The 24,554-nt window shown below is 69.1% G+C and carries 21 protein-coding genes; 8 read left to right on the forward strand and 13 right to left on the reverse strand.

Features of this window, described 5'->3' with window-relative positions:
• Positions 1-3: 3 nt before the first annotated feature.
• Entirely contained in the window at positions 4-2,775 is a 2,772-nt protein-coding gene (gene ppc / locus ACFWF2_RS11280) for a phosphoenolpyruvate carboxylase (protein ID WP_379306967.1), read from the reverse strand.
• A gap of 67 nt (positions 2,776-2,842) precedes the next feature.
• Complete coding sequence (locus tag ACFWF2_RS11285) at positions 2,843-3,400, reverse strand: sugar O-acetyltransferase (protein ID WP_379306969.1); 558 nt, start codon at positions 3,398-3,400, stop codon at positions 2,843-2,845.
• Between the two features lie 78 nt (positions 3,401-3,478).
• Here ACFWF2_RS11285 and ACFWF2_RS11290 point away from each other — a divergent pair, with 78 nt between their 5' ends.
• The 5 genes from ACFWF2_RS11290 to ACFWF2_RS11310 all read left to right on the forward strand — a co-directional run bounded on the left by ACFWF2_RS11290 (position 3,479) and on the right by ACFWF2_RS11310 (position 8,590).
• Positions 3,479-4,123 carry a LysE family translocator gene (locus tag ACFWF2_RS11290; RefSeq protein WP_379306971.1) on the forward strand — a complete coding sequence of 215 codons (645 nt, stop codon included), beginning with the start codon at positions 3,479-3,481 and terminating at the stop codon, positions 4,121-4,123.
• A gap of 45 nt (positions 4,124-4,168) precedes the next feature.
• A complete protein-coding gene (locus tag ACFWF2_RS11295) occupies positions 4,169-4,810 on the forward strand; it encodes a TetR/AcrR family transcriptional regulator (RefSeq protein ID WP_379306973.1) in 642 nt (213 codons plus the stop codon).
• A gap of 79 nt (positions 4,811-4,889) precedes the next feature.
• Positions 4,890-6,275 (forward strand): lipase family protein, encoded by a 1,386-nt coding sequence (locus ACFWF2_RS11300; protein ID WP_379306975.1) that lies wholly within the window; start codon positions 4,890-4,892, stop codon positions 6,273-6,275.
• Between the two features lie 156 nt (positions 6,276-6,431).
• A complete protein-coding gene (locus ACFWF2_RS11305; protein ID WP_379306977.1) occupies positions 6,432-7,058 on the forward strand; it encodes a hypothetical protein in 627 nt (208 codons plus the stop codon).
• Positions 7,059-7,072: 14 nt separating this feature from the next.
• A complete protein-coding gene (locus ACFWF2_RS11310; protein ID WP_379306979.1) occupies positions 7,073-8,590 on the forward strand; it encodes a hypothetical protein in 1,518 nt (505 codons plus the stop codon).
• Between the two features lie 63 nt (positions 8,591-8,653).
• Here the strand turns inward: ACFWF2_RS11310 and ACFWF2_RS11315 are convergent, their stop codons facing one another.
• The 8 genes from ACFWF2_RS11315 to ACFWF2_RS11350 all read right to left on the reverse strand — a co-directional run bounded on the left by ACFWF2_RS11315 (position 8,654) and on the right by ACFWF2_RS11350 (position 16,989).
• Positions 8,654-9,199 (reverse strand): ATP/GTP-binding protein, encoded by a 546-nt coding sequence (locus ACFWF2_RS11315; protein WP_379307005.1) that lies wholly within the window; start codon positions 9,197-9,199, stop codon positions 8,654-8,656.
• Between the two features lie 40 nt (positions 9,200-9,239).
• Positions 9,240-9,680 carry a DUF742 domain-containing protein gene (locus ACFWF2_RS11320; RefSeq protein WP_379306981.1) on the reverse strand — a complete coding sequence of 147 codons (441 nt, stop codon included), beginning with the start codon at positions 9,678-9,680 and terminating at the stop codon, positions 9,240-9,242.
• Positions 9,677-10,105: a roadblock/LC7 domain-containing protein gene (locus tag ACFWF2_RS11325; protein ID WP_379038804.1), complete on the reverse strand. Its 429-nt coding sequence runs from the start codon at positions 10,103-10,105 to the stop codon at positions 9,677-9,679. The genes ACFWF2_RS11320 and ACFWF2_RS11325 overlap by 4 nt, the downstream gene beginning before the upstream one ends.
• A gap of 29 nt (positions 10,106-10,134) precedes the next feature.
• The gene (locus ACFWF2_RS11330; RefSeq protein ID WP_379306983.1) at positions 10,135-12,864 is read right to left on the reverse strand and encodes a nitrate- and nitrite sensing domain-containing protein; all 2,730 of its coding nucleotides are present in this window, start codon (positions 12,862-12,864) and stop codon (positions 10,135-10,137) included.
• Positions 12,865-13,242: 378 nt separating this feature from the next.
• Positions 13,243-14,265 carry a hypothetical protein gene (locus ACFWF2_RS11335; RefSeq protein ID WP_379306985.1) on the reverse strand — a complete coding sequence of 341 codons (1,023 nt, stop codon included), beginning with the start codon at positions 14,263-14,265 and terminating at the stop codon, positions 13,243-13,245.
• A gap of 46 nt (positions 14,266-14,311) precedes the next feature.
• Positions 14,312-14,818, reverse strand: coding sequence for a PspA/IM30 family protein (locus ACFWF2_RS11340; RefSeq protein WP_379306987.1), 507 nt, complete (start codon positions 14,816-14,818; stop codon positions 14,312-14,314).
• 9 nt (positions 14,819-14,827) lie between these two features.
• Positions 14,828-15,595 carry an alpha/beta hydrolase gene (locus tag ACFWF2_RS11345; protein WP_379306989.1) on the reverse strand — a complete coding sequence of 256 codons (768 nt, stop codon included), beginning with the start codon at positions 15,593-15,595 and terminating at the stop codon, positions 14,828-14,830.
• Positions 15,595-16,989 (reverse strand): TerD family protein, encoded by a 1,395-nt coding sequence (locus tag ACFWF2_RS11350; protein ID WP_379307007.1) that lies wholly within the window; start codon positions 16,987-16,989, stop codon positions 15,595-15,597. The genes ACFWF2_RS11345 and ACFWF2_RS11350 overlap by 1 nt, the downstream gene beginning before the upstream one ends.
• A 147-nt stretch (positions 16,990-17,136) precedes the next feature.
• On the opposite strand from ACFWF2_RS11350, the gene ACFWF2_RS11355 reads away from it, so the two are divergent.
• Together ACFWF2_RS11355 and ACFWF2_RS11360 are read left to right on the forward strand one after the other, a co-directional pair.
• A complete protein-coding gene (locus ACFWF2_RS11355) occupies positions 17,137-18,045 on the forward strand; it encodes a ribonuclease Z (protein WP_379306991.1) in 909 nt (302 codons plus the stop codon).
• A 127-nt stretch (positions 18,046-18,172) separates the two neighbouring features.
• Complete coding sequence (locus ACFWF2_RS11360) at positions 18,173-19,036, forward strand: tyrosine-protein phosphatase (RefSeq protein WP_379306993.1); 864 nt, start codon at positions 18,173-18,175, stop codon at positions 19,034-19,036.
• Between the two features lie 61 nt (positions 19,037-19,097).
• Here the strand turns inward: ACFWF2_RS11360 and pheT are convergent, their stop codons facing one another.
• The 3 genes from pheT to ACFWF2_RS11375 all read right to left on the reverse strand — a co-directional run bounded on the left by pheT (position 19,098) and on the right by ACFWF2_RS11375 (position 23,511).
• Entirely contained in the window at positions 19,098-21,599 is a 2,502-nt protein-coding gene (gene pheT / locus ACFWF2_RS11365) for a phenylalanine--tRNA ligase subunit beta (protein ID WP_379306995.1), read from the reverse strand.
• 19 nt (positions 21,600-21,618) lie between these two features.
• On the reverse strand, positions 21,619-22,680 hold the full coding sequence (gene pheS / locus ACFWF2_RS11370; protein WP_378851818.1) for a phenylalanine--tRNA ligase subunit alpha: 1,062 nt from the start codon (positions 22,678-22,680) through the stop codon (positions 21,619-21,621).
• Positions 22,681-22,905: 225 nt separating this feature from the next.
• On the reverse strand, positions 22,906-23,511 hold the full coding sequence (locus tag ACFWF2_RS11375) for an FHA domain-containing protein (protein WP_379306997.1): 606 nt from the start codon (positions 23,509-23,511) through the stop codon (positions 22,906-22,908).
• A 591-nt stretch (positions 23,512-24,102) separates the two neighbouring features.
• On the opposite strand from ACFWF2_RS11375, the gene ACFWF2_RS11380 reads away from it, so the two are divergent.
• The coding region (locus ACFWF2_RS11380; RefSeq protein WP_379306999.1) for a hypothetical protein at positions 24,103-24,554 on the forward strand (452 nt) is incomplete at its 3' end.

Here is a 24,554-nt window from a genome sequence, read left to right on the forward strand (position 1 = left end):
CGGCTAACCCGAGTTGCGCAGGGCGGTGGCCAGGCCGTTCATGGTGAGCAGAATGCCCCGCTTCACGAGTTCGGAATCGTCACCGCCGCGCAATCGACGCAGCAAGTCCACCTGGAGCTGGTTGAGCGGCTCCAGGTACGGAAAACGATTGTGGATCGACTCCGCCAGTGACGGGTTGTCACTGAGCAACTCGTCGTGGCCGGTGACCGCCACATACATGCGGATGGTGCGGGCGTGTTCGTCGCGGATCATCCCGAAGATCTGGGCGCGCAGCGCCGCGTCCTCGACCAGGTCCGCATAGCGCGCGGCGATGTCGAGATCGCTCTTGGCCATCACCTGCGCCAGGTTCGACAGCACCGTCCGGAAGAACGGCCAGCGCTGATAGAGGTCGGTGAGCCGGACCAGGCGCTGCGGGTCCCCGCCCACCCATTCCTCGAGTGCGGTGCCGGTGCCGTACCAGCCGGGCAGCATGACGCGCGCCTGGCTCCAGGCCATCACCCACGGGATGGCGCGCAGGTCCGCCACCGAATTGGTGGGTTTGCGCGAGGCAGGGCGGCTGCCGATATTGAGGTCGCCGACCTCGGCGACCGGGGTGGACTGGCGGAAGTACTCGACGAATCCCGGGGTGTCGTGCACGAGTCGCGCGTAGGCGGCGCGGGCACGGGCGGCCAGGTCGTCGAGCAGTTCGTAGGCCGGTTCGGCGTCGTCACCGAGGCCTTCGACATCCAGCAGGGTCGATTCGAGCGTGCCCGCGATCAGCGACTCCAGATTGCGGTGGGCCGCACCCTGTTCGGAGTATTTCGCGGCGATCACCTCGCCCTGTTCGGTGAGCCGCAGCGAACCGCGCACCGCCCCGGCGGGCTGAGCCAGGATGGCGTCGTAGCTGCGGCCGCCGCCGCGACCGACGGTGCCGCCGCGACCGTGGAACAGCCGCAACCGGATTCCCGACTTCCGCGCCACCTCGACCAGGTCCAGTTCCGCCCGGTACAGCGCCCAGTTCGCGGCGAGATACCCGCCGTCCTTGTTCGAATCCGAGTAGCCGAGCATCACCTCCTGCCGCATGCCCGCCGCCGCGACGAGCTCGCGATACACCGGAACCTCCAGTACCTCCGACAGTGTCGTCGCGCCTGCGCCCAGATCCTCGATGGTCTCGAACAGCGGAACGATGCCGACGGGGCTGCTCGGCGTGCCCTCGGCGGTGCCGGGATCGAGGATGCCCGCCTCCTTGAGCAGCAGGGCCGCCTCGAGCATGTCGCTGACCGAGGTGCACATGCTGATGATGTAGTTCGGGATGGCGGCGGCGCCGAAGGTGTCGATCACCTCCTTGGCTGCCCGCAGCACCCCGAGCTCCTTGCCGGCGAGTTCGCTCAGCTGCGCGTGCGGGCCGAGCAGTGGTCTGCGGGTGCGCAGTTCGTTCGCGAGCAGGTCGACGCGGTCGGCCTCGGACAGGCTCGGATAGTCGGTGTGCACGCCCGACCAGGCCAGCAGTTCGGTGACGACCTGCTCGTGCACCTCGGAGTTCTGGCGCAGGTCCAGACTCTGCAGGTGGAACCCGAAGGTTTCGATGGCGTGCCGCAGCGCGGCGAGGCCGTCGTCGGCCAGCAGCGCGTCACCGCTGGCGCGCATCGAGGCGTCGACGGCGTCGAGGTCGTCGAGCACCGCCTGCGGGGTGGCATACGGCGCGGCCGTGGTGTCGAGGCCGTTCTCCGACAGTTCGCCGAGCGCCAGTTCCGCGGTGGCGCTGAGGCGGGCCCGGATCGCGTGCAGCGCACGGCGATACGGCTCGTCGGCGAACACGGCCGGATCGGGATAGCCCGCCTCGGCGAGCGCGGCGACCGGGGGCGTCACCTGCACCAGCCGGGCGGACTGGGACAGCGTCTTCTCCAGGTCGACCAGCGCGTCCAGATACCGGCCGAAGGCGTAGGCCGACGCCTGCTCGGCCGCGGTGTGCACGACTTCCGCTGTGACATACGGGTTTCCGTCCCGGTCGCCACCGATCCACGAGCCGGGACGCAAGAGCGGGCGCGGCAGCAGCTCGGCATCGGGCCAGCGCGAGCGCAGCGCGGCGCGCACCTGCGCGTTGATCGCCGGGATCACGTCGTAAAGGGTCAGGTCGTAGTAGCGCAGGCCGACCGAGATCTCGTCCTGAATCCGCAAGCGCGCCAACCGGATCAGCGCCGTGCGCCACAGGGTGAGGACCTCCCGGCGGATCTGTCGCTCGGAGTCGTCGAACCCGGGATCGCCGGGCTCGAGCCTGCGCCGCAGCCGCATCAGCGCGGTGATCTTGGCCTGCACGTCGAAGACCGTGCGCCTGCGGGTCTCGGTCGGATGCGCGGTGATCACCGGCGAGACGAGGGCGTCGGTGAGCAGCTCGGCCACCGTCGAACCGTCGAGGGCGGCCGCGTCGAGCTTGTCGTAGGTGGCGGCCAGCGAGGAATCCTGGGGCGGCTCTCCCGCCGACACGTGGGCGGCGCGGCGGCGGTCACGCTGGATGTCCTCGGCGAGGTTGGCCAGCAGCACGAAGTAGCTGAACGCCCGGATCAGCGGGATCGCGACCTCGGTCGGGGTACCGTCGAGCATGTCGGCGACCGCGCTGCGCTCGACCTCCTCGCGGCGCACCGCGAACGCCTCGGTGCGCACCCGCTCGATCAGGTCGAAGACCTCGGGACCCTCGTGGTCGCGGATGGTGTCGCCCAGGATGCCACCGAGAAACCGGATGTCCTCGCGCAGCGGCCGGGTCGCTTCCTGCTCCTGCACGGTTCGCGATTCGCCCATGGAAAGACAGTATTGCCGCCGTCCCCGCGACGCGACCCGGCGACGCGCCCCGCACGAGTGATCCGGCCTACAGGTGCCGGATCACTCGAGCCGGGTTGCCCGCGGCGAACACCCGGTCCGGCAGGTCGCGGGTGACCACACTGCCCGCGCCGACGACCACATCGTCACCGATGGTCACCCCCGGGCACACGATCACGCCGCCGCCGAACCAGGCGTTGTTCCCGATCCGGATCGGCGCCGCGGATTCCCACCGCTGCCTGCGCTTCTCGTGATCGTCGATCGGATGCAGCGCGGTCAGCAGCTGAGCGCGCGGGCCGATCGAACAGTCGTCGCCGATGACGATCGGCGCGCAGTCGAGCAGGATCGCGTCATAGTTGAGGAAGCTGTTGGCGCCGATCTCGATGAGATAGCCGTAGTCACATTGGAATCGCGGCATGATCCACGATCCCTCCCCCACCTTCCCCAGCAGCTCGCCCAGCACCTCGAATCTGCGCCCGGTCTCGTCGGGACCGGTCCGGTTGAACTCGTCGCACAACCGTTGTGCCCGTTGCCGTTCGGTCACCAGGTCCGGATCGCTGTCCTGGTACAGCTGCCCGCTCAACATCCGCTGCTTCTGTTCGCCCATTGCGCCGAGTGTATGGGCGCCCGTCGGGGCGTTGCGCGCCGTTGCCTCGCGGTGGTCCGGTGGATAGCGTGGGTCGGCATGGTGTCGATGACGCATCTCGCGTCCTTCGCGGGACTGTCCTTCCTGCTCGTCGTGGTACCCGGCCCGAGCGTGCTGTTCACGATCAGCCGGGCGCTCACCGTCGGCAGGCGCGCGGCGCTGCTGACGGTGGTGGGCAATTCGGTCGGGGTGTACGTGCAGGTCGTCGCGGTCGCCGTCGGGCTCGGCGCCCTCGTCGCCACCTCGGCGGCGGTGTTCACCGCCGTCAAACTGGTCGGCGCGCTCTATCTGGTCTATCTGGGAGTCCAGGCGATCAGGCACCGCGCCGACCTGGCCAGGGCACTCCAGCCCGAGCACGCCACGCCGGGTTTCTCCACCACCGCGGTACTGCGCGACGGGTTCGTCGTCGGCTTCGCCAATCCGAAGACCATCGTCTTCCTCGCGGCGCTGCTGCCGCAGTTCGTCGATCCCACCCGGGGCGCGGTCTCACAGCAGATGCTGGTGCTCGGCATCTGCATCCCCCTGTTCGGGCTGGTGTTCGATTCGCTGTGGGCGCTCGCGGCGGACTCCGTGCGCGGCTGGATCGCCCGCACCCCGCGCCGCCTGGCCGCGGTCGGCGGCACCAGCGGGCTGGTGATGATCGGCCTCGGCACCTCGCTGGCCTTCACCGGGCGCAAAGACTGACCACCGTGGGGGCGTCGGCGACGGCGTGAAAGTAGGGTCGGAGATGTGACGACAGCGCGGACCCGACACAACTACACCGGTACCTCGGTCGCCGAACGGCAGATCGAGCGCCGGGCGCTGTTCATCGAGGCGGGGCTGACCGTGTTCGCGGAGAAGTCGTATGCCAACAGTTCGCTGACCGATGTGTGCGCGGCGGCGGGGCTGTCGCGGCGGCAGTTCTACGAGCAGTTCGCCGGGCGCGAGGAGTTGCTCGTCGCGGTGTACGACACGGTGCAGGGCAAGGCGAGGGAGGCGGTCGCCGCGGCGCTGGCGGCAGCGCAGACCAATGACCTGCGCGCGCTCATCGACGCCGCGGTGCGGGCGTACACGACCGCGATCACCGACGACATCCGGTGCGCCAAAGTCGCTTTCGTGGACATCGTCGGCGTGAGCCCGGCGATCGAGGCCCATCGCGCACAGGTCAGGGACCAGTGGGGCGAGGTGGTGGCCGCGATCGCCGCCGGGCGCGACGGGGTGCGGACGCCACCCGGTGGCTGGCGGGTCGCGATGGCGGCATTCATCGGCGCTGTGAACGGCGCCGTGCACCAGTGGAGCCTGGACGACCCGCGCCCGCCCGTCGACGAGCTGGTCGACGTGTTCTCCACCCTGCTCAACGCCCTCACCACCGCGGAACACCCCGGCCGCTGATTGCGATCCACGCCACACCCGTGCCATAGTAACCGTCATTGAGACGAAGGCGTCTCAATTCACGTGAGGACTGTGCACGATGAGATCTCCCCTCGCTCTGCGATGGTTCGCCCTGGCGACCGGCGTGCTCGCGGCCGCAACGGTCGTGGTGGCAGGCCCACTGGCCGCCGAGCCGGCGGCGGTGGCGCCCGCACCGGTGGTTCCGCTGCCGCCCGAATTGGATCCGGGCTTCTACCTGCCGCCCGCCGACATCGTGGCGGCCACGGCGCCGGGCGCGATCATCGCGGCCCGCCAGGTGCGCATCGCCGACTTCGGCCTGCTGCCGATCGACGTGGACGCCTGGCAGGTGTCGTATCGCTCCAACAACAGCCGCGACGAGGCGATCCCGGCGGTCGCCACCGTGATCAAGCCGCGCGGGCAGGCACCCGAGCCGCGCAAGCTGCTGTCGGTGCAGCTGGCCGAGGACTCGACCGCGGGCTACTGCGCGCCGTCCTATGCGCTGCAACATCTTTCGGTCGCGCCCCTGGCGGGTCAGATCGTCGTTCCGGCCGAGTTCCTCTTCGCGCAGGCCGCGCTGGCGCAGGGCTGGGCGGTCGTCGTTCCCGATCACCAGGGCCCGAACTCGGCCTATGCGGCGGGGCCGCTGGCCGGCCGGATCACCCTCGACGGAATTCGCGCGGCGACCTCGTTCGCGCCGCTCGAAGTGGGCCCGACCGCGCCGGTCGGGCTCTACGGATACTCCGGCGGCTCGATCGCGACCGGCCATGCCGCCGAACTGAAGGCCTCCTACGCGCCCGAACTGAACATCGTGGGCGCGGCAGAGGGTGGCGTCGGCGCCGATCTCGGTGCGGCACTGAGCATGGCGAACAACCAGGCGACCTCGGGTCTCGTCTTCGCGGCCGTCCTCGGGCTCACGCGCGAGTACCCCGACTTCGCGGCCTACCTCGATCAGCGACTCGACCCGGTCGGCAAGGGGCTGTCCGCGATCAAGTCGCCCCTGTGTGTGCAGTACCAGTCGGCACTGCTGCCGTTCCTCAACATGATCGGCATGATCGGCTCCAACGGCAATCCGCTCGACGACCCGCCGGTCGCGGCCATGCTCGACGACACCCGTATGGGCAAGTCCGTGCCCGACATGCCCCTGTACGTCTGGCATTCGGCCTGGGACGAAATCCTGCCCCTCTCGGCCACCAACACCCTGGTCGACACGTACTGCCGTGACCCGAAGACGTCACTCACCTACACCCGCGACCACGCCAGTGAGCACATCGTCGCCGAGGTCGTCGGCGGACCGGCCGCGCTGCTGTGGCTGCGCGACCGTCTCGACGGTGTCCCCGCCCCCGCCGGCTGCACCACCTCCGACGCGGGCACCATGGCGGCCACTCCGGGCGCGCTCGACTTCCTCGGCGAGTCCCTCTCCGCGAAGTTCGCCACCCTCTTCGGCGTGCCGCTGGGCTCCCGCTGAGGTCCGCTGCCGGGGCGTGGTCGATGACCATGCCCCGGTCGTGTTCGCACACACGCTGATTCAGGATCGACGCCGATTCGGCGATACACGTTGACGTTCTGTGTTGATTTGTATCATACTCGCCGGGTTCGTCGATCATGAGCAGGAGGTGCCCCGTTGACCGACAATGCACGGGCTGCGCTGGAATTACTTCGCGATGCGGATCAGTTCAAGTGGTATGTCATTCCGCTCTTGCTGATGGTCATCTACATCTATTCCGTCGAGATCGAGCGCCGGAACTGGAATGTGCTGTTCGCGGGGCTCGCGCTGTGGGGCATGGACTGGTTCAACGAGATCTGGAACGCGCTGGTCTTCCACTTCACCGAGCGTGCGCCGGTGTGGGCGGCGAGCGGGCCGACGGCGTATCAGATCCTCATCGGGCTGAATATCGAGATCTGCTTCATGTTCGCGATCATGGGGATCGCGGCGGCGAAGATGCTGCCGCCCAGGGAAACCCGGATCTTCGGGCTGCCGAACCGGCCGGTGCTGATCGCGGCGAATTCCGCCGCGGCGGTGGGTGTCGAGGTGCTGCTGAACAAGGCCGGGGTGCTCACCTGGGATTGGTCGTGGTGGCAGCCCGGCTTCCCGTTCCTGATCTGGATCATCGGGTACGTGCCGTTCTTCGCGGCCTGCTTCTTCGTGCATGATCTGCCCAGCGTGCGCAGCAAGGCGCTGGTGGTCGGCACGATCTTCGGCATCAATGCCGTCGCCCTGGCCGGTTTCGGCGCGGCGGGGTGGCTGTGAGGCGCGGGCACGCCGTGCGGCGTGGAGCGCTGCTCGCGGCGGCCGGTCTGGTCTTCGCCGGGGTGACAACGCAATCGGCGTCCGGCGCCGATCCGGGATGTCTGCCGGTGGGTACGGTCGGCACGCCGGAGGTGACTGTCGACGAGTCCACCGCGGGGTTGGCGGATTTCGCCCCGGCTACTGTCGCGCTGCCCGAGCAGGTCTACCTCCGTACCACCACCGAGTCGTTCAACCGGCGCTGGAGCTTCGCCGCCCGCGACGGCAACGTGTATGTGAAAGAGGCCGCTGCCCGGGGTGGTTGGCGCACCGTCGCGCTGCCCGGCTGCCTGGCGGGCACCATCGCCGGTGTCTCGGCCGACGACGACGAAGTGATGATGATCGACCGCGACGGCCGCTTCATCACGATGGACCATGCCCTGAGCGCGCCCAAGGATTGGAACTGGAGCAGCCGCTACGGCACCCCGCTGTGGACCGGCCCCGGCAACACCCTCCCACCGGGTGCGCTGACCTGGTCGTGGTCGGTGTTGTCGCCCAACGAGGATCACGTCTGGACCGACACCGCGGGCAACGAGCATCCGGTCGGCGGGGCGAAGGTGTCGCACGTGTTCGCCCTGACCCACGGCGGCCAGCGAATCCAGTACGTCGATCCGTGGCTGCCGGTGGATCACAGCTACGAGATGGGTTTGCCGTTCGGCGGCCGCTTCCAGGCGGTGGCGCTGTCCACCAGCGCGTCGACCTCGCTGATTGTCAACCGGTTCGGCGACTTCTACACGCGCCTCTACGATTTCGACATCTCCGGCGCGGACAAGGTCTTCTTCCGCTACTCCTACCAGGATCAGCGCGGACTCCCCGAAGCCCCCGACATGCTGTCCGAGCGCGTCGACAGCCGCTACGCCGCCATCCAGCTGCCCGCCCCCGACTGGGTCGCGCAGCCGAAGGTGCCCGGCGAGATCACCGACCGCATCTCCATCCACCGGACCGGACCCGGCTCCGCCGCACGGGAACTGCGGGTCGAAGGCCGTGACGGTGGCCGAACCGGCTTCTGGCGCAAGACACTCACCGAGTCGGCGTGGACCTTCGTCGCCACCGATCAGCCACCAGCCGGTGCGGCACTGGAGAATTCGCCGGTGAACCGCGCCGAGGAAACACTGGGCCCGCCGTCACCCTACGACTACCGGGGCGTCTCGCCACAGGGCTGGACTGCCGGTGTGCAGTCCTTCGACCTGGCCGTCTCCCCCACCCCATTGCGCATCGACTTCGGCGACGGCACCGGACTCGACGTCGTCCTGCACACCGTCGACGGTTTGCGGCAAACTCCACAACAGCCCGGAATCACCGGTCAGCCACGGTACTTCGACGGCACCATCGAGGTGCCGCAGCAGCTGCTCGCCGAGCTGGACGCACAACCGGCCACGGTGCGGGATTTCGTGCGAAACACCCTCGGCGGCAACCGCTTCACCGACACCTCGGTCGACGTCACCGATGCGCGCTTCCACATCGCCCTGTGGGGCATCACGCTGAATCGACGGTGATCAGCGGCACCGCGCGTGGCCCGAGAGCACTCGATGTCCACGTCCAGCCCTGACCCGCCCCGGTCAGCTCACCTCCCGGTGGCGGGGTTGGACTCGGTGGAGGAGGACTTGTTCGAGGAGGGCTACGAGGACGTCGCGGACGGAGTCGCGGTCGCGGGCGTCGCAGTCGAGGACGGGAATCCAGTCGTCGAGGCCCAGGGCTTCGCGGACCTCGGTGAGGTCGAAGTGGGTGGCGTCGTCGAAGCGGTTGACCACGATGACGAACGGGGTGTTGTGGTCTTCGAAGTAGTCTAGGACCGGGTAGCAGTCTTCGACGCGGCCGGTGTCGACGACGATCACCGCGCCCAGCGCGCCGTCGACCAGGTCGTCCCACAGGAAGACGAAGCGGTCCTGGCCCGGGGTACCGAACAGGTAGAGGATCAGGGACTGGTCGAGGGTGATCCGGCCGAAGTCCAAAGCGACGGTGGTGGCGGTCTTCTCGGCGCGGCGGCCGGGGTCGTCGACGCCGATCGACACCTCGGTCATCGATGCCTCGGTGACCAGTGGCTCGATCTCGGAGATGGCGCCGATGAAGGTGGTCTTGCCGACGCCGAAGCCGCCGCTGACCACGATCTTGACCGACGTCGGCATCGCCGGAGCGGTGCGGAATTCAGAGTGCCCGAACAAGATCCCTGATCCTCTCGATGGCGGCGGTCGACAGTTCCGGCGCGTCGCGGACGGTCACATGACCCGCCGCCGCCAGATCGCTGACGATCACCTTGGCGATGCCGACCGGAACGCGCAGCGCGATACCGATTTCGGCGATGGAGTGCGGTCGCAGGCACAACCGCACGACGGTTCTTTCCTCGAACCGCAGCGGCGCCGACAGCGCGGACGGCGGCGCCTGGACGAGCGTCTCGATGCGCAGACCGTCCAGCACCGGGACGGTGCGGCCCGCGGTGACCACGAACGGACGGACGAAGCGGTCCTCGACGTCCGCGCTGTCGGTCGGCGCCACCGGGACCGGTCCCAGCTCGTCGCGCCAGCCGGTGGGCCGGTTCATCGGGATCATGCGCGGGTCGGGCAGCCGCGGGCGATCGGGATCTCTCATCTGCGCAACGACTCTCGCAGTTCCCCGATCAGCATCGGGTCGAGCAGCGCGCCCGCGCGTTCGGCCAGCACCGCCATCTCGTAGCCGACGAGACCGACATCGCAACCACCGTCGGCGATCACGCCGAGGCAGCTACCGTCGCCCAGCGCCGAGACCAGCAGGAAGCCGCGCTTCATCTCGATCATGATCAGCTTCAGCCCGTCGAAATCGTAACTGCGCGAGGCGCTGCGGGCGAGGCTGGACAGGCCGGAGACCATGGCGGCGAGCCGGTCGGCGCCGGTGCGATCCAGACCGTCGGACATGGCGATGAGCAGACCGTCGGAGGACACGGCGACGGTGTCGCGCACGCCGTCGGTGTTGCGGACGAAGTTGCCGAGCAACCAGTTGAAGGTGTGGGGGTCGGCGGTCGGTAGATGGGTGGTCACCGGGGGCTCCTGAGGTCGGGTCCGATCGGTCAGTGGGTCGGATCGGGCGGGGTGGGCGCGGATCGGGTATCGCCACCGCGTTCGTGGCCGGTGCGGAAGGAGGACAGCATGCTGCGTGTCTGGTCCGGGGTTCGTTCGACGGCGGGTGGACGGTCCTGGCGGGCCGCCGGTTCACGGCGAGGGCGGTCCGGAGAGCCGGTGATCTTGGCGCGTTTGCTGCGCTTCACCAGACCGTTGCGCGTGCGTTCGACGGCGGGGCCACCAGGTTCGACCGCGGGCCGGCCTCGACGGTCCGGGTCGGAGGCTGTGGAGCCGATCCATTCGACCGCAGGCCGGTCGAGATGATCTGCGAGGAGCGCTGCGGAGCCGATCGATTCGGCCACCGGCCGGTCGGGACGGTCCGCGTGGAGCCCGGGCGCCGCCGATCCGTTGCTGGTCCGGGCGGCGACGGAATCCGCGGGTGCGGCCCCGTTGCGGCCGCTGCGGTCACCGACGGAACTCCCTGTGCCGGTGAGGAACTGCGCGTAGGGTGACACACCCGCCGCATGGTCCGAGGCATGGCCGTTGGCAGTGCGCGGCCCGTCTGCCGCCGCGCCGCCGTCGGCGGCCCGCCACCGCCCGGTGCCATCGGTAGCCTCCGGCAGCTGAGTGCCGTTGGTGGTGTGCACCGGCATCTCGACGCGGCTGTGTCCGACTCGGCGGTCAGCACCGTTCGACGCCGTTCCGGGGCGCTTCCCCGAGTGCGCATCCTGAGTGTGGGCACCAGGCGCGCCGGCCGGACTCGCCGACACACCGGCCTCGTCCGCGCCGACCTGGGCCCTCGTGGCAACTGATGATGCTGGGCGGGAAGATGTTTCGTCGGCCAGGATGCTCGGCGGGAGCAGCAGCCGCGCGACGATGCCGCTCACCGGCGAGGTGTTGAGCTCCACATCGATGCCGAGCCGACCGGCCAGCCGGCCGACCACGTAGTGCCCGAGGTAGCGCGTGGAGGCCACGATGAAGTCCTGCTCACCGCGCAGGCGGGCGTTGGCCTCGGCGAGCTGTTCGGGTGCCATGCCGACGCCGTGGTCGACGACGGCGAGCAGGTAGCCGCCCGCGACCTTGCGCCCGTAGACCTCGACCTCGAGGTCGGGCGGGGAGAAGGCGAGGCCGTTCTCGATGAGTTCGGCCAGGACGTGAGCGAGTTCGCTGACGACCGCACCCGCGATCGCGATGTCGTCGACCCGGCGCAGCATCACCCGGCGATAGTCGTCGACCTCGGACAGGCCTGCCCGGATGACGTCGGTGAGGGCGATCGGTTCCGCCCAGCGGCGCGGGCTGGCCTCGCCGACGAGTACCAGCAGGCTTTCGGCATTGCGGCGCATGCGAGTCGCGAGGTGGTCGAGTTCGAACAGGTTCGACAGCGCCTTCGGATCGAGTTCCTCGCGCTCGAACTCGCTGATCAGGCCGAGCTGCCTGCGCACGAGGTTCTGGTTGCGCCGCGCCAGGTTCGCCATCGACTCGGTGGTGTTGCGCCGCACCAGCGCCTGCTCGGAGGCGAGGTCGAAGGCGGTGGTCTGGACCCGGTCCAGCGCGCCCGCGACGGCGCCGATCTCGGCACTCGCACCGGGCGGGGTGCGCACGGGCGCGGGCGGATCAGGCTGGGTGTCGGCGGCGCCGCGCCAGGCGGCGATCACCTCGGGCAGCCTGTGGGAGGCGACATCGTCGGCCTCGGCGGCCAGCCGGGCGAGCGGCCGCACGATGGCCCTGATACTCGCGAACACCAGCGCCACCTCGGCGGCGATCGCGAGCAGAGCCGCCAGGGCGAACCCGGCGAGGATCAGCGCGGCGGTGCGACGCAGGTCGGCGGCGCGAGCGCGGACGTCGTCGCCGACCGCCTGCTGCACGGTGCGCTGCGCGTCGATCACGTCGGTCATCTGCGACCACCAGACCGCCGGGTCGACCGCCTGCACCACCGGTCCGGCCGTCGACGCGATCGCGATGTTCTCCGATTCGGTTGCCCGCGTGGCGCTCTCACCGGCGAATACCAGGTCGAGTCGGTCCTGCTGGGCGGCGGTGGCGTCGCGGTCGAACTGGGTGAGCGCGGCGTTGCGGGCGGCGCGGATGTCGAGGAACTGCACGTACTCCCCGGGCGCGAACTCCCCGGCGGCGAACACGCCGTTGAGGAAACCGCGTTCGCGCGCCGTGAACTCCTTCGCGTCCCCGAGGGCGTAGAGGGCTTGCAGGCCGTGGCGCACCGCGGGGTCGCGGGCCTGGTCGAGACCGAGGACCAGGCGGTTCATCGCATCAACGCTGTCGGAGTAGAACTGGAAGGCCGCCGCCCGCGAGATCGTGCGGGTGTCGATCTGCGAGCGGAAGCTGGGCAGACCGGCCAGGTGGCCCAGCGCCGACCGCACCTCACCCGCACCCGGCGGGTCGGCCGCCACGATCGCGGCCAGATTCCGCAGTGCCGCATCGGTGCCCGCGCGCTGATCGGTGACCGGCTGCAGCAGCCGCTGGTCGCCACCGAGCAGTCCGTTGCTCAGGCCGCGTTCGCGCTGCACCTGGTGCACCAGATCCTGGGCGGCCAGTGCCACCGCGACCGCGTCCACAGTCTCACCACTGCGGCGGAAGGCGCCGATCTGCGTGGACATCGTCAGCCCGAGCAGCGCCAGCACCAGCACCAGCGACACCGCCAGGATCCGGGCGAGCTGGCCGGAGATGGTGCGCGGCCGGATCAGCCTGCCACCCGCGGCCTGCCGACGGGAATGTGAACGCACCACCTGCTCCTTTGTCACGCCGCCGGGCGAATTTCCCGGCGGCCCACCGAAAGTCAGGTGTCAACTTGCACTGCGCGGACCGCGCGGTCAATCCGAGACGGTGTAAGAACGGGTTTCGTGCACTGATCTCAACATGCCGGAAATCAACGGGGGTTTCTGTATCCGAAAGCTCACAGCCCACACGGCAATTGCGTGACCGGCCTGTTCGATGCTCGACACATAGCCGGGAAATGGCATCGTGACGCCACCCACATTTCCGGCAGCGCGACTCGCACGGCACCGAGGCAAACGCGGGCACGTCAACCGATCAGAAATGAACGATAGCGACCCGACCCGCAAATCCCCGGCATATTCCGGAAATTCGAGACCCGACGGTGATTACTCGCCGCCGAGAATGCCGAGCACCTGCTCGGAGAAGAAGAACGGCTCGAGGCGTTCCCGGATCAGTCCGGCCAGCACACCGTTGCGCTTGGCCGCATCGATGACGGCGGGGCCGTAGCGCAGGATCTCGGTGCTGATGTCGTCGGCGGTCAGCCCGAGCTCGGGCAGCATCGCCGAGAGCGTGTGCTTGCTGTACTTGGCGTAGAACACCTCGACGCATTCGCGCACCAGCATCCCGAAGTATTCCTTCTCCCTGGTCGTCACCGCGATCTCGTAGCAGATCTGGACCAGTTCGTTGAGATCCTTCTGAGTGAGGTACTCGCGCAGGCCCGCCACCGGCTCGTCGGCGTGCAGATCCCAGAACTCCATCGCCGCCGAGTGCACGGGGGCGTCGCGCAGCATGTCGCGGATGGCGTTGTTGGTGCGCTTGAGCGCGAACAGCGCGCCCTTGCCCGCGAGGTCGCCGACGAAAGTGCTGTCGGCGACCTTCTTGGCGCGGTTGGCGGCCGACTGGCCCAGCGACATCAGCGAGGAGACGCCGGGGATCTTCTCGGCGCGTTCCCGGTTGGCCTGCATGAAGTCGCCGATCAGCTTGTCGACGAAGCGGGCGGCGACGGTGGCGACGAGCGGGCTCTCGGTGAGCCGGTCCAGAATGCGCTCCTGGGCCTGGTGCATGCCGAAGATCTTCTCCAGCAACGCTTCCACCGGCTCGCGGTCGACCACGTCGCCGAGGGTGTACTCGGTGTTGGACGCGATGTGGTCGTAGATCGCGTCGGAGAAGATACCGACGGTGTCGGCGATGACGGGGCTGCCGCCGATGCGATCGAACACCGTGGCCACGGTTTCCTCGCCCTGCTCGAGCGAGACGGCGTCACCGAAGACGATGGTGTCGCCGACGGCCAGCACGGCGGCCACATCCCGCGCGATCACCTCGGCGAACCGGTCGCCGGTCACCTCGGCGAGCAGGAAGTCCACCTGCGCGTCGAGCAGTCGTTCGGCGATCTGGCGCGCCTGTGTCATCTGGGTCCACCCATCACGGTCGTTGCTCGGACGGGAGGCCTTGCGGCTACTTGTCGTCGGCGCCGGAATCGTTGCCCTGCATCGATTTCCGGATCTGAGCCAGACGCTCGCGCGCGGCTTTCTCCCGCGCCTCCCACTGTTCGTCGACGCTGCGACCCGCCGGGGTCTGCTGGTCGAGCTCACCCATTCCCTGCGCGGTGCCGAAACGCTGCTCGACCTTATCGCGAACCGCGTCGAATGTCGGCACTCCGGAAGTGGAATAGCCGCCGGTCACAGTGGGTGCGGCGGCGCCGGGCAGGCCATGCGGTACCGGCGGTACCGGCATGGCGCCTCCTACCTGGTCCGATGCGACGGACACCACATCGGCGTCCACGACGTTCGTGTCCAGAGTCACAGGTGATCCGGTCTCCGCATGACCGGCCTCGACCTGGGCGAGCGCGGCGGCGACGCCGCCGAGCCCGGGCCGTCCGGCGACCGCGGCCCGCAGCACCGACACCAGCTCGGCGTCGGGCAGCGCGGCCAGGCGGCCGAGGATCTCGCTCGTTTCGCTCATACCGCCAGGCTACGCAGGCAGGAAGGTCTCCGACCACTGTGTGATGCGCTGCGGCCAGCGCTGGCCGAGCGCGTCGATGACGTCGTTGTGGCCCGCGCCGGGCACCACGACCAGCTCCTTCGGTTCCCGCGCCGCCGCGAAGAGGCGTTCGGCATGGCGCAGCGGGAGCAGTTCGTCGCGGTCGCCGTGGAACATCAGCACCGGGACACGCAGCGTGGCGATCCGACGCAGGCTCGGGTAGGCGTTCGGGATCAGCGGAGCGGGCAGGAACGGGTAGACCGAGCGGGCTGCGGCGCGCATACTGCTGAACGTCGACATCAGGATCATGCCCGCGGGCGGATGCTCGGTGGCCAGCTCGAGCAGAACACCGCCGCCGAGCGATTTGCCGAAGTACAGCACCCGATCGGGGTCGACGCCGGGCTGGTCGAGCAGAGCGGCGCGGACCGCCCTGGCGTCGAGGTAGGTGCCCTGCTCCCCCGGCGATCCCGTGCTGTGGCCGAAGCCGCGGTAGTCGAAGGCGAGGACGTCGAACCCGGCCCGGACCAGCAGCGCGATGATCGGCACGCGGTCGCCGATGGTGCCTGCGTTGCCGTGCGCGTAGAGGATGTGCCCGCGTGGGCGGTCGGCGCGCACAAACCAGCCGTGCAGGTCGACGCCGTCGGTGGTGCGCGGGTGCAGATCGCGGTAGTCGAGGCCGTAGGCGGCGGGCGTCTGGGCGACGTGCTTGTCCGGGTGGTAGACCAGTGCGTTCAGCGCCCGGGTCGCAGGGTGTCGCATCACTTGCCGCGGCCCGCCTGGAAGCCGAAGTCCCAGTTGTACAACCGGGCGATCTCCACGACACCGCCGCCCGGCTGACCGGCGGGCGGCCGGACGAAGGTGCCCTCGCGCCGGACAACCAGCTCGCCGTCGACGTTCTCCAGCACGGCGAGCACGGCGTCACGGGAGTTGTCGGTGCAGCCGTCGAGGGTCATCTCGATCGCCGGCGAGTTCACCGGGTTCAGGGTGACGGTGGCGTGCACGCCGCGGAAATCGCTCGCGCCGTCGTAGATCGAGGCGAAGACCAGGATGCGGCGGAAGAACTGGGTGTAGTCCAGGTTGATCGAGAGGTTCTCGCCGGTGATGCTGGCGCCGGTGCGATCGTCCTGGTCGAGGTGGATGAACGGCGGCTCGTACAGTGCGCCGAAGCGGCGGTCGAGAGCGCGGACCGAGCCGATCGCGCCGTTGACCAGTTCGAAGAAGCAGCACAGGTCGAGGTCGATGTTCTTGCCCCGCAGCTTGCCGAACAGGCGGCCGGTCGCGGCCATCGACGTCCAGTTCAGGTTCACCCGCATGACGCCGCCGGTCGCGCCGTGCTTGGTGAGCGAGACCGTGGGTGATTCCTTGGTCAGCGAGATCTTGGACAGGTTCACCGGAGGTGCGGGAGGCGGGGCGACGGGAAGTTGGCCATGGTGGGGCGGGGAGAACGGCTGGGGCGAAGGAGCGTACGGCTGGGGCGAAGGAGCGTACGGCTGGGGCGGGGGTGCGAACGGCTGGGGCGGGGGTGCGAACGGCTGGGGCGGGCTCGGCTGAGCGGCCGGGGCGTACGGCTGGGGTGCGGGGACGTACGGCGGCGGGGTCGGCGGGGTGAACTGCGCCGGGGCGGGCGGGGTGGCGGGTGCGTCGTCGACCGAGATGCCGAAATCTGTTGCCAGTCCTGCCAATCCGGAGTCGTAGCCCTGGCCGACCGCGCGGAACTTCCACGCACCCTGGCGGCGGTACAGCTCACCGAGGACGAACGCGGTCTCGGTGGTGGCGCCGGCGCTGTCGAAGCGGGCTACCTCGGCGCCGGTGGCGGCGTCGATCACCCGGATGTAGAGGCCGTGGAACTGGCCGAAGGTGCCGCCGTCCGCGGAGGCCGCGAGCACGATCGTCTCGATCTGCGACTCCACCTGAGCCAGGTTCACCGACAGGGCGTCGATGACGGTGTGGCCCTGCTGTTTTCCTTCGTGGCGAACCGCGCCCGAGGGGTGTACCGCCTGGTTGTAGAAGACGAAGTCGTCGTCGGAGCGCACCTTCGCGCCGGCGAGGAGCAGGGCGGAGACGTCGGCATCGGGCACCCCCGCACCCGACTGCCAACCCACTTCGACGCGGACCGCGGAGGCAGGCACCGCAACATTGGCGCCTTTCATCATCGACACACGTGCCAACCTATCCCGCCCCGCGCGGTACCCGAGCCGTCGCCCCTCCTCGGCCGAGCCGGCCACCTGGTCCGGATGCCGGTCGAACCGCGAGCCGGAAATCGACCTGACACCACCGCCACGACCCGCGAGGATGGGCTCATGTCGACCCGGGAACTCATCGTGCTGGGCACAGCCGGGGCTGTGCCCACCCGCCGCCGCAATCACAACGGCTATCTGTTGCGCTGGGACGGCCAGGGCATCCTGTTCGACCCGGGCGAGGGTACCCAGCGGCAGATGGCGCACGCGGGCGCTTCCGCGACCGAACTGCAGTGGGTCTGCATCACCCATTTCCACGGGGATCACGCCCTCGGCGTCCCCGGCATCGTGCAGCGGCTCGGTCGCGACGGAGTACCGCATGCTGTCCACGCCGTGTTCCCCGCCGACGGCGCCGAATATTGGGAGCGCCTGAAGTTCGCGACCAGCTACTACGGTTCGCCCACACTTGTCGAGCACCCCGTCAGCGGCCCGGGTGCGACGTTGCCGGGTGACGGCTTCACACTCACCGCGTTGCCCTTGGACCACAGCATCCCCACCTACGGCTACCGCATCGCCGAGCCGGACGGGCGGACATTTTTGCCCGAACAGCTACGCGCGCACGGTATCTCGGGTTCGGCCGTCCGCGAACTATCCGGCGCGCTCCTGGAGGAGTGCACGGTGCCCAGGCCCGGTCAGAAGGTCGCCTTCGTCATGGATACCCGCCTGTGCGACAACGTCTTCGCCCTGGCCGAGGGCGTGGACATGCTCATCATCGAGTCCACCTTTCTCGACTCCGAGACCGGCCAGGCCGCCGAGCGAGGCCACCTGACGGCGCGGCAGGCGGGCGAGGTGGCGCGGGCCTGCGGGGTGCGCACCCTGGTCCTGACTCACTTCTCCGAACGCTATGCCGAAGCCGACGACCCACTGTTCCTGGAGCAGGCGGACTTCCCCGGCGCCGTGCTCGCCCACGACTTGGACCGCGTCCCGATCCCGCCCCGCCGCGTGGCTCACCGAAACGACCGATCCCGGTGACCGAGTAGCGAGTCCTGCTGGGCGGTGCCGCATTCGGGAACCGGAGGCGCGGCCGTAGGGCGGAAATATCGTCTCGCGGATGAGTAATTCATCTGTTTCGCGGAAGCGGAAATCATTGTTGTCGTTGGTGTCCGTGCCGCTGCTGGCTGTCGGGTTGGTGGCTGCGGGGTTGGCGGGTACCGCCGGCGCAGCCCCTGCCGCGGGGGGACCCACCAAGATCGACCTGCAGGGTGCTGCCAACGTTCGGGATCTGGGTGGGTACATCACCTACGACGGAGCCAAGGTCAAGGCGGGCAAGCTTGTTCGGGCCGACGCGCTCGCCAAGCTGACCGATGCCGATCTGCAGAAGCTGGCGGCGTTGAAACTCCAGACTGTGATCGACCTCAGGACGCCGTCCGAGGTGCAGGCGATGGGGGCGGACAAGCTGCCCGCGGGAGTTCCGTTGGTGGCGCGTCCGATCGACGACGGCGGCATGTTCACGAAGATGTTCCAGGCGATTTCGTCGAAGGATCCGGTGCAGCAGCAGGCAATGCTGGGCGACGGCAAAGCCGAGCAGATCATGCAGAACGTGTACCTCAACTTCTTCACCCCCGACGCGCTGGGGAAGTTCGGGCAGTCCGTCAAGGATCTCGCGAATACCGCGAACGCCACGCTGTACCACTGCACCGCAGGCAAGGATCGGACGGGATGGCTGTCCTACGTGACCCTGCGGGCCGTCGGTGTGCCGGAGTCGGTGGCCCGGCAGGACTACCTGCTGTCGAATCAGTATCGGGCGGCGGCGGATGCCGCACTGCGGGCCCAGCTGAAGCAGGCAGGCATCATGCAGAATCCGGACCTGCTGATTCCCCTGCAGGAAGTACGGGTCGCGTACCTCGACGTGGCGCTCCAGCAGATCGAGGAGAAGTACGGGGACTTCGGCGAGTACCTCACCGACGGACTCGGACTCGACGGCTGGACCCTGATGAAACTGCGGAAGAACCTGGTCTCCTGACCTGAGGGCGGAAACGGCGAAGGCCGCCCGGTGGGATGCCGGGCGGCCTTCGGGATGCGGATCAGCCGCGCAGTTCGGCGCCTACCGCGGTCGCTGCCGAGGCGACGGCGGCATCGCGCGCGGCACTGGCCTCGTCCTCGGTGAGGGTGCGATCGGTGGCGCGGAAACGCAGGGCGTAGGTCAGGGACTTGCGGCCCTCACCGGCCTGCGCGCCCTCGTAGACATCGAACAGGGCGATGTCCTCGAGCAGGTCACCACCGCCGGTGCGCAGCGCCGATTCGACACTCGCGGCGGGAACCGCCTTCTCGACACTGATCGACACATCCTGCAGGACGGCGGGGAACGCCGACACCGTCGGCGCGGGACGGGCCTCGAGCAGCGGCAGGGCGTCGAGGTCCAGTTCCAGCGCGCAGGTGCGCGGCGGCAGCCCGGCACGCTCCAGGACGGCCGGGTGCAGCTCGCCCGCGTGACCGACCACGACACCGTCGACGACCAGTTCGGCGCAGCGGCCAGGATGCCACGGCAGGTAGGCGGCGGCCCGGCGTTCGATGGTGACACCCGCCGCGTCGGCGACGGCGTCGACCAGCGCGAACGTGTCGGCGGCCTCGGCCTGGCGGCCAGGGCCCCACGGACCGCGCGGGTCCCGCTTGCCGCTGAGCACCGCGGCCACGTGCACCGGCTGCGCGGGCAGCGAGGCGTTCAGCTCGGCGATCTGCTCGTCGGTGGGACGACGATCCACCGGCAGCGCCGCGACCGCGTGGGTCTCGGCACCGGGCCGCACGACCTGGGCGATGCCGTAGATCGTGAGGTCGCGGGCGCCGCGCGAGATATTGCGGATGGCCACTTCCAGCAGACCGGGCAGCAGCGTGGTCGCCAGCTCGGGGCGCTCGGTGTCGAGCGGGTTCAGCACGCGGGTGGTGTTGCGGCGCGCGTCGTCGACGTCGAGACCCCAGACGTCGAACACCCCGGCGGGCAGGAACACCGGCGCGGGCACCTCGACGCCACCGGCGAAGGCCAGCGCCCGGCTCACGGCCCGGCGCCGCTTCTGGGTGGCGGTCAGGCCGCGACCGGCGGGCGCCGACGGCAGGACCGACGGGATCTGCTCGAGACCCTCCAGCCGCAGCACCTCTTCGACCAGGTCGGCGGGCTGGGACAGGTCGGGGCGCCAGCTCGGCGGGGTCACCAGCAGCTGGGTCTTGCCCGCGTCGTTGACCTCGATCTCGACCCCGGCGCCGATCTGGGCGAGCCTGCGCACGGCGGTGCCCGCCGGGTAGGTGACGCCGGCGACACGGTCGGGCAGGTCGATGTCCATCGCGATCGGCGCGACCGGCTCCAGCGGAACGCGGATGTCGGTGAGCGTGGATTCGATGGTGCCGCCGGTGATCTCGGCCAGCAGGGTGGCCGCCCGGTCGAGCGCGGCGATATTGATCTCCGGGTCGACGACGCGCTCGTAGCGCTTGCCCGCCTCCGAGACCAGCTTGTGCCTGCGCGCGGTCCGGTACACCCGCAGCGGGTTCCAGGTCGCGGCCTCGAGCACCACATCGGTGGTTCCCGCGCCGACCTCGGTGCTGCCGCCGCCCATCACACCGGCCAGGGAGATGACGCCGGAGTCGTCGGCGATCACCACGTCCTCGGCGTCGAGGGTGCGCTCGACATCGTCGAGGGTGCGCAGGGTCTCACCGGTGTTGGCCGAGCGAACGACCAAGCCGCCGTGGAGTTTCGCGGCGTCGAACGCGTGCAGCGGCTGACCCAGTTCGAGCATCACGTAGTTGGTGACGTCGACAGCGGGCGAGATCGGGCGCATCCCCGACAGCATCAGCCTGCGCTGCAGCCACAGCGGGCTCACCGCGTCCGGGTTCATCCCGGTGACCCGGCGCACGCCGAAACGGGTGCACTCCGAATCGGCCTCGAGCCGCACCGGCCACGCTTCCGCGTCGCCGTCGGCCAGGGTCCGCACGGCCGGGTCGGCGTACTCGAGATCGAAGCCGCAGGCCAGTTCACGGGCCAGGCCGCGGACCGAGAAGCAGTAGCCCCGGTCGGGGGTGATGTTGAGTTCGATGATCGTGTCGTCGGTGCCGAGCAGCACGTTCGCGTCGTCACCTGGCTGCGCCGAGCCGGGCTCGAGCACGAGGATGCCGTCGTGATCCTTGCCGATGCCGAGTTCGGCGACCGAGCAGATCATGCCGTTGGAGGTGTGCCCGTAGGTCTTGCGCGAGGAGATCTTGAACCCACCGGGCAGCTCGCCACCGGGCAGCACGACGACGACGAGGTCGCCGACCGCGAAATTGCGGGCGCCGCAGACGATCTCCTGCAGCTCGGGGTTGCCGACATCGACCTTGCAGAAGCGGATCGGCTTCTTGAACTCGGTGAGCTCGGTGATCTCGGCGACACGGCCGACGACCAGCGGCTTGTCGATGTCACCACCGATCGGCTCGAGCTCGTCGACCTCCTCGACCTCCAGGCCGACGCGGACGAAACCGGCATCGAGCTCGTCGGCGGACACCGACCATTCCGGGGTGGTGCGCTGCAGGATCTCGGTCAGCCAGGACTGCGCTACTCGCACGTGACTTGTCGCTCTCTCTCTAAGACCGGATACCGAAGGGCAGGGTGAACCGCACGTCGCCTTCGACGATGTCGCGCATATCGGGAATGCCGTTGCGGAACTGCAGCGTGCGCTCCATGCCCATGCCGAACGCGAACCCGGAGTACACCTCGGGATCGATGCCGCTGGCGATCAGCACCTTCGGGTTGACCATGCCGCAGCCACCCCACTCGACCCAGCCCGCGCCGCCCTTCTTGTCCGGGAACCACACGTCGACCTCGGCCGACGGTTCGGTGAAGGGGAAGTAGTTGGGGCGCATGCGGGTTCGGGTGTCGGGGCCGAACAGGGCGCGCGCGAACGCGTCCAGGGTGCCGCGCAGATGGGCCATGGTCAGGCCCTTGTCGATCGCCAGACCCTCCACCTGGGAGAACACCGGGGTGTGGGTGGCGTCGAGTTCGTCGGTGCGGAAGGTGCGGCCGGGGCACACGACGTAGATCGGCAGCTCGCGTTCCAGCATGGACCGCACCTGCACCGGGGAGGTGTGCGTGCGCAGCACCTGGCGCGAGCCCTCCGGGGCGATGTGGAAGGTGTCCTGCATGGTGCGCGCCGGGTGATCGGGCAGGAAGTTCAGCGCGTCGAAGTTGAAGTGCTCGGTCTCGACCTCGGGACCCTCGGCGACCTCCCAGCCCATGCCGACGAACACGTCGGCGATCTGCTCGGAGATGACGGTGATGGGGTGGCGGGCGCCGACCGGCTGACGGCGTGCCGGGAGGGTGACGTCGATCTTCTCCGCCACCAGCACGGCCTGATCGCGCTCTTCCAGCAGCGCGGCGCGGCGCGCCTCGAACGCGTCGGACACGCGCTTGCGGGCGACGTTGACCCGCTTGCCCGCGTCGGCCTTCTCCTCCTTGGGCAGCGCGCCCAGCCCGCGCTGGGCGAGCGCGATCGGCGACTTGCCGCCGATGTAGTCGGTCTTGGCGACCGCCAGCGCATCCAGATCAGCCGCAGCGGCGAACGCCTTCTCGGCCTCCGCTGCCGCTGCCGCGAGTGCCTCCTCGGTCAGCAAGGCGTTCTGCTCGACTCCACTGTTGTCGTCGGCCACGATCGTTCGACTCTCCCCTGGGGATCGGTTCACGGGTGCGTCATTGCCTACCCGTATCGGTGCTGCATAAATCCTATGGGATCGGGTTCGCGCGATTCATCCGGATTACCGGCGGGCGGTTCGCTACCGTGCTAAGGCCCCCCGGAAGGTCGCGGTGCGGACCGACAAGTCCAGGTCAGGCCGGTCTTCGCAGGGTTCGCATGGTGGTGATCGAGAACAGAGGTGTCAGGGGTGAGGGGTAGCGATGCTGTTGGCGAGGGCGAGGGCGACGAGTCGGGCGCGTTTCTGGTGCCGGGGGAAGTCGTCGATCTGGAATTTGACGCCGAGGGCGCGCAGGTGGGATTTGACGGTTTCGGTGCTCAGATGCAGGGCGTCGGCGATGTCATGGTTCGACGCGGGGATGGGGTATTCGGTGCCGTCGCGGAACGGCCTGCACAGTTCGGTGAGGACGGCGTGTTGGGCTGGGGTGAGGTCGGGGTGCGTGCCGAGGGTGTCGCCTATCTCGGTTTCGACGCAGTCCGTCGCGGGGTCCTCCTGGTAGGTGAGGGCGCTGTCGCCGATGCGGATGACATCTCCGGGGCGCAGGGTACGGCGTCCGCGGATCCGGGTGCTGTTGACGAAGGTGCCGTTGCGGGAGAAGCTTTCGTCGGTGATGATCCAGTAGGTGCCGATGCGTTCGATGAGGGCGTGCACCCGGGAGATGTCCGGGTCGGTGGGCAGTGAAACATCGGCGTGCGCGGAGCGGCCGATGACGATCGGGGAGCGGTCCGTGGTCAGCGGGATCTGGTGGGCGTGTCCGTGGTCGGTGTAGGTCAGAACGGGATCTGTCACGGGGATGGTTCTTTCGGTGGGGTCGGGGCGCGCGAGCCGGGAGGTGTCGGCGCTCGGCGTCATGGGCGCGCGCGTCCCTCGGGTCCGGGATGTGGCGATCGGCGCTGGTTGTGTCTGGTTCTTCACGGTAGTGCGCTGGTCGGGGCGGGGTTAGCCACACTGGGGTGGTTTTCGGCCACCCTGGGAACCCTGACTCTTCGACTCTCTGGCTCATGGTCCGAGTTCGGTTCGCGCAGATGCAGGCGGAGACCAGGCACCAGCGGTGAAGAAGCCGCCGCGGCACAGCGTGATGATGCCGAGGGTGCCTGGATTGCGGTAACACTGTCAGCGCGTCGCTGAACGCGTGGCAGCGAGGGGCCGGCAGAAAACCGCGGCGGCCACGGCCCGCGGCGCCGCGCGCATCCCCTTCAGGGTGGGAGTGCGCTCACCCCCATGCGAGGTTAGGTAATGCGCTGCGGTAAATCGGTTTTCGGAACACGTCGAGGGTGCGGTGATGCTCACCCGGAAGGGGATGCGGCAGCACCGTGGCGCCGGGCATCGTTGACGGCATCGAAAGCTCCACCCCATCCCCCGACACCGAAGGAACACTCCATGTCGAACACCACCAAGTCCACCAAGTCCACCTCCACCAAGTCCACTCTGCGTGGCCTCGCCCTTGGCGCGATCGCGGTGCCGATGCTGATCCTCGGTGCGGGCGCGGCGTCCGCCGCCCCGATCCCGTCCGCCGCCCCGATCCCGCTCAATGGCCCGATCAACGTCGGGTTCGGCAATACCCAGCAGGGTGGCGACGGTGGTAACGGCACCGGCGGCAACGCAGGCAACGGCAACAACAACACCGGCGGAAACGGCACCGGCGGCGCCGGCGGAAACACCGGCGGCGGCATCAACATCGGATTCGGCAACAAGCAGCAGGGCGGCAACGGTGGCAACGGCACCGGCGGTGATGCCGGCAACGGCAACAACAACACCGGCGGAAACGGCACCGGCGGCGCCGGCGGAAACACCGGCGGCGGCATCAACATCGGATTCGGCAACAAGCAGCA

The sequence above is a fragment of the Nocardia sp. NPDC060259 genome, assembly GCF_042728775.1.
GTDB lineage: Bacteria > Actinomycetota > Actinomycetes > Mycobacteriales > Mycobacteriaceae > Nocardia.

Excerpts from the sequence above, each read along its gene's own strand:
- ACFWF2_RS11340 (WP_379306987.1), bottom strand. The coding sequence starts at position 14,818 with ATGAGCGAAACGAGCGAGATCCTCGGCCGCCTGGCCGCGCTGCCCGAC.
- ppc (WP_379306967.1), bottom strand. The coding sequence starts at position 2,775 with ATGGGCGAATCGCGAACCGTGCAGGAGCAGGAAGCGACCCGGCCGCTG.
- ACFWF2_RS11285 (WP_379306969.1), bottom strand. The coding sequence starts at position 3,400 with ATGGGCGAACAGAAGCAGCGGATGTTGAGCGGGCAGCTGTACCAGGAC.
- ACFWF2_RS11300 (WP_379306975.1), top strand. The coding sequence starts at position 4,890 with ATGAGATCTCCCCTCGCTCTGCGATGGTTCGCCCTGGCGACCGGCGTG.
- ACFWF2_RS11355 (WP_379306991.1), top strand. The coding sequence starts at position 17,137 with ATGTCGACCCGGGAACTCATCGTGCTGGGCACAGCCGGGGCTGTGCCC.
- ACFWF2_RS11345 (WP_379306989.1), bottom strand. The coding sequence starts at position 15,595 with ATGCGACACCCTGCGACCCGGGCGCTGAACGCACTGGTCTACCACCCG.
- ACFWF2_RS11350 (WP_379307007.1), bottom strand. The coding sequence starts at position 16,989 with ATGATGAAAGGCGCCAATGTTGCGGTGCCTGCCTCCGCGGTCCGCGTC.
- ACFWF2_RS11335 (WP_379306985.1), bottom strand. The coding sequence starts at position 14,265 with ATGACACAGGCGCGCCAGATCGCCGAACGACTGCTCGACGCGCAGGTG.
- ACFWF2_RS11320 (WP_379306981.1), bottom strand. The coding sequence starts at position 9,680 with ATGAGAGATCCCGATCGCCCGCGGCTGCCCGACCCGCGCATGATCCCG.
- ACFWF2_RS11290 (WP_379306971.1), top strand. The coding sequence starts at position 3,479 with ATGGTGTCGATGACGCATCTCGCGTCCTTCGCGGGACTGTCCTTCCTG.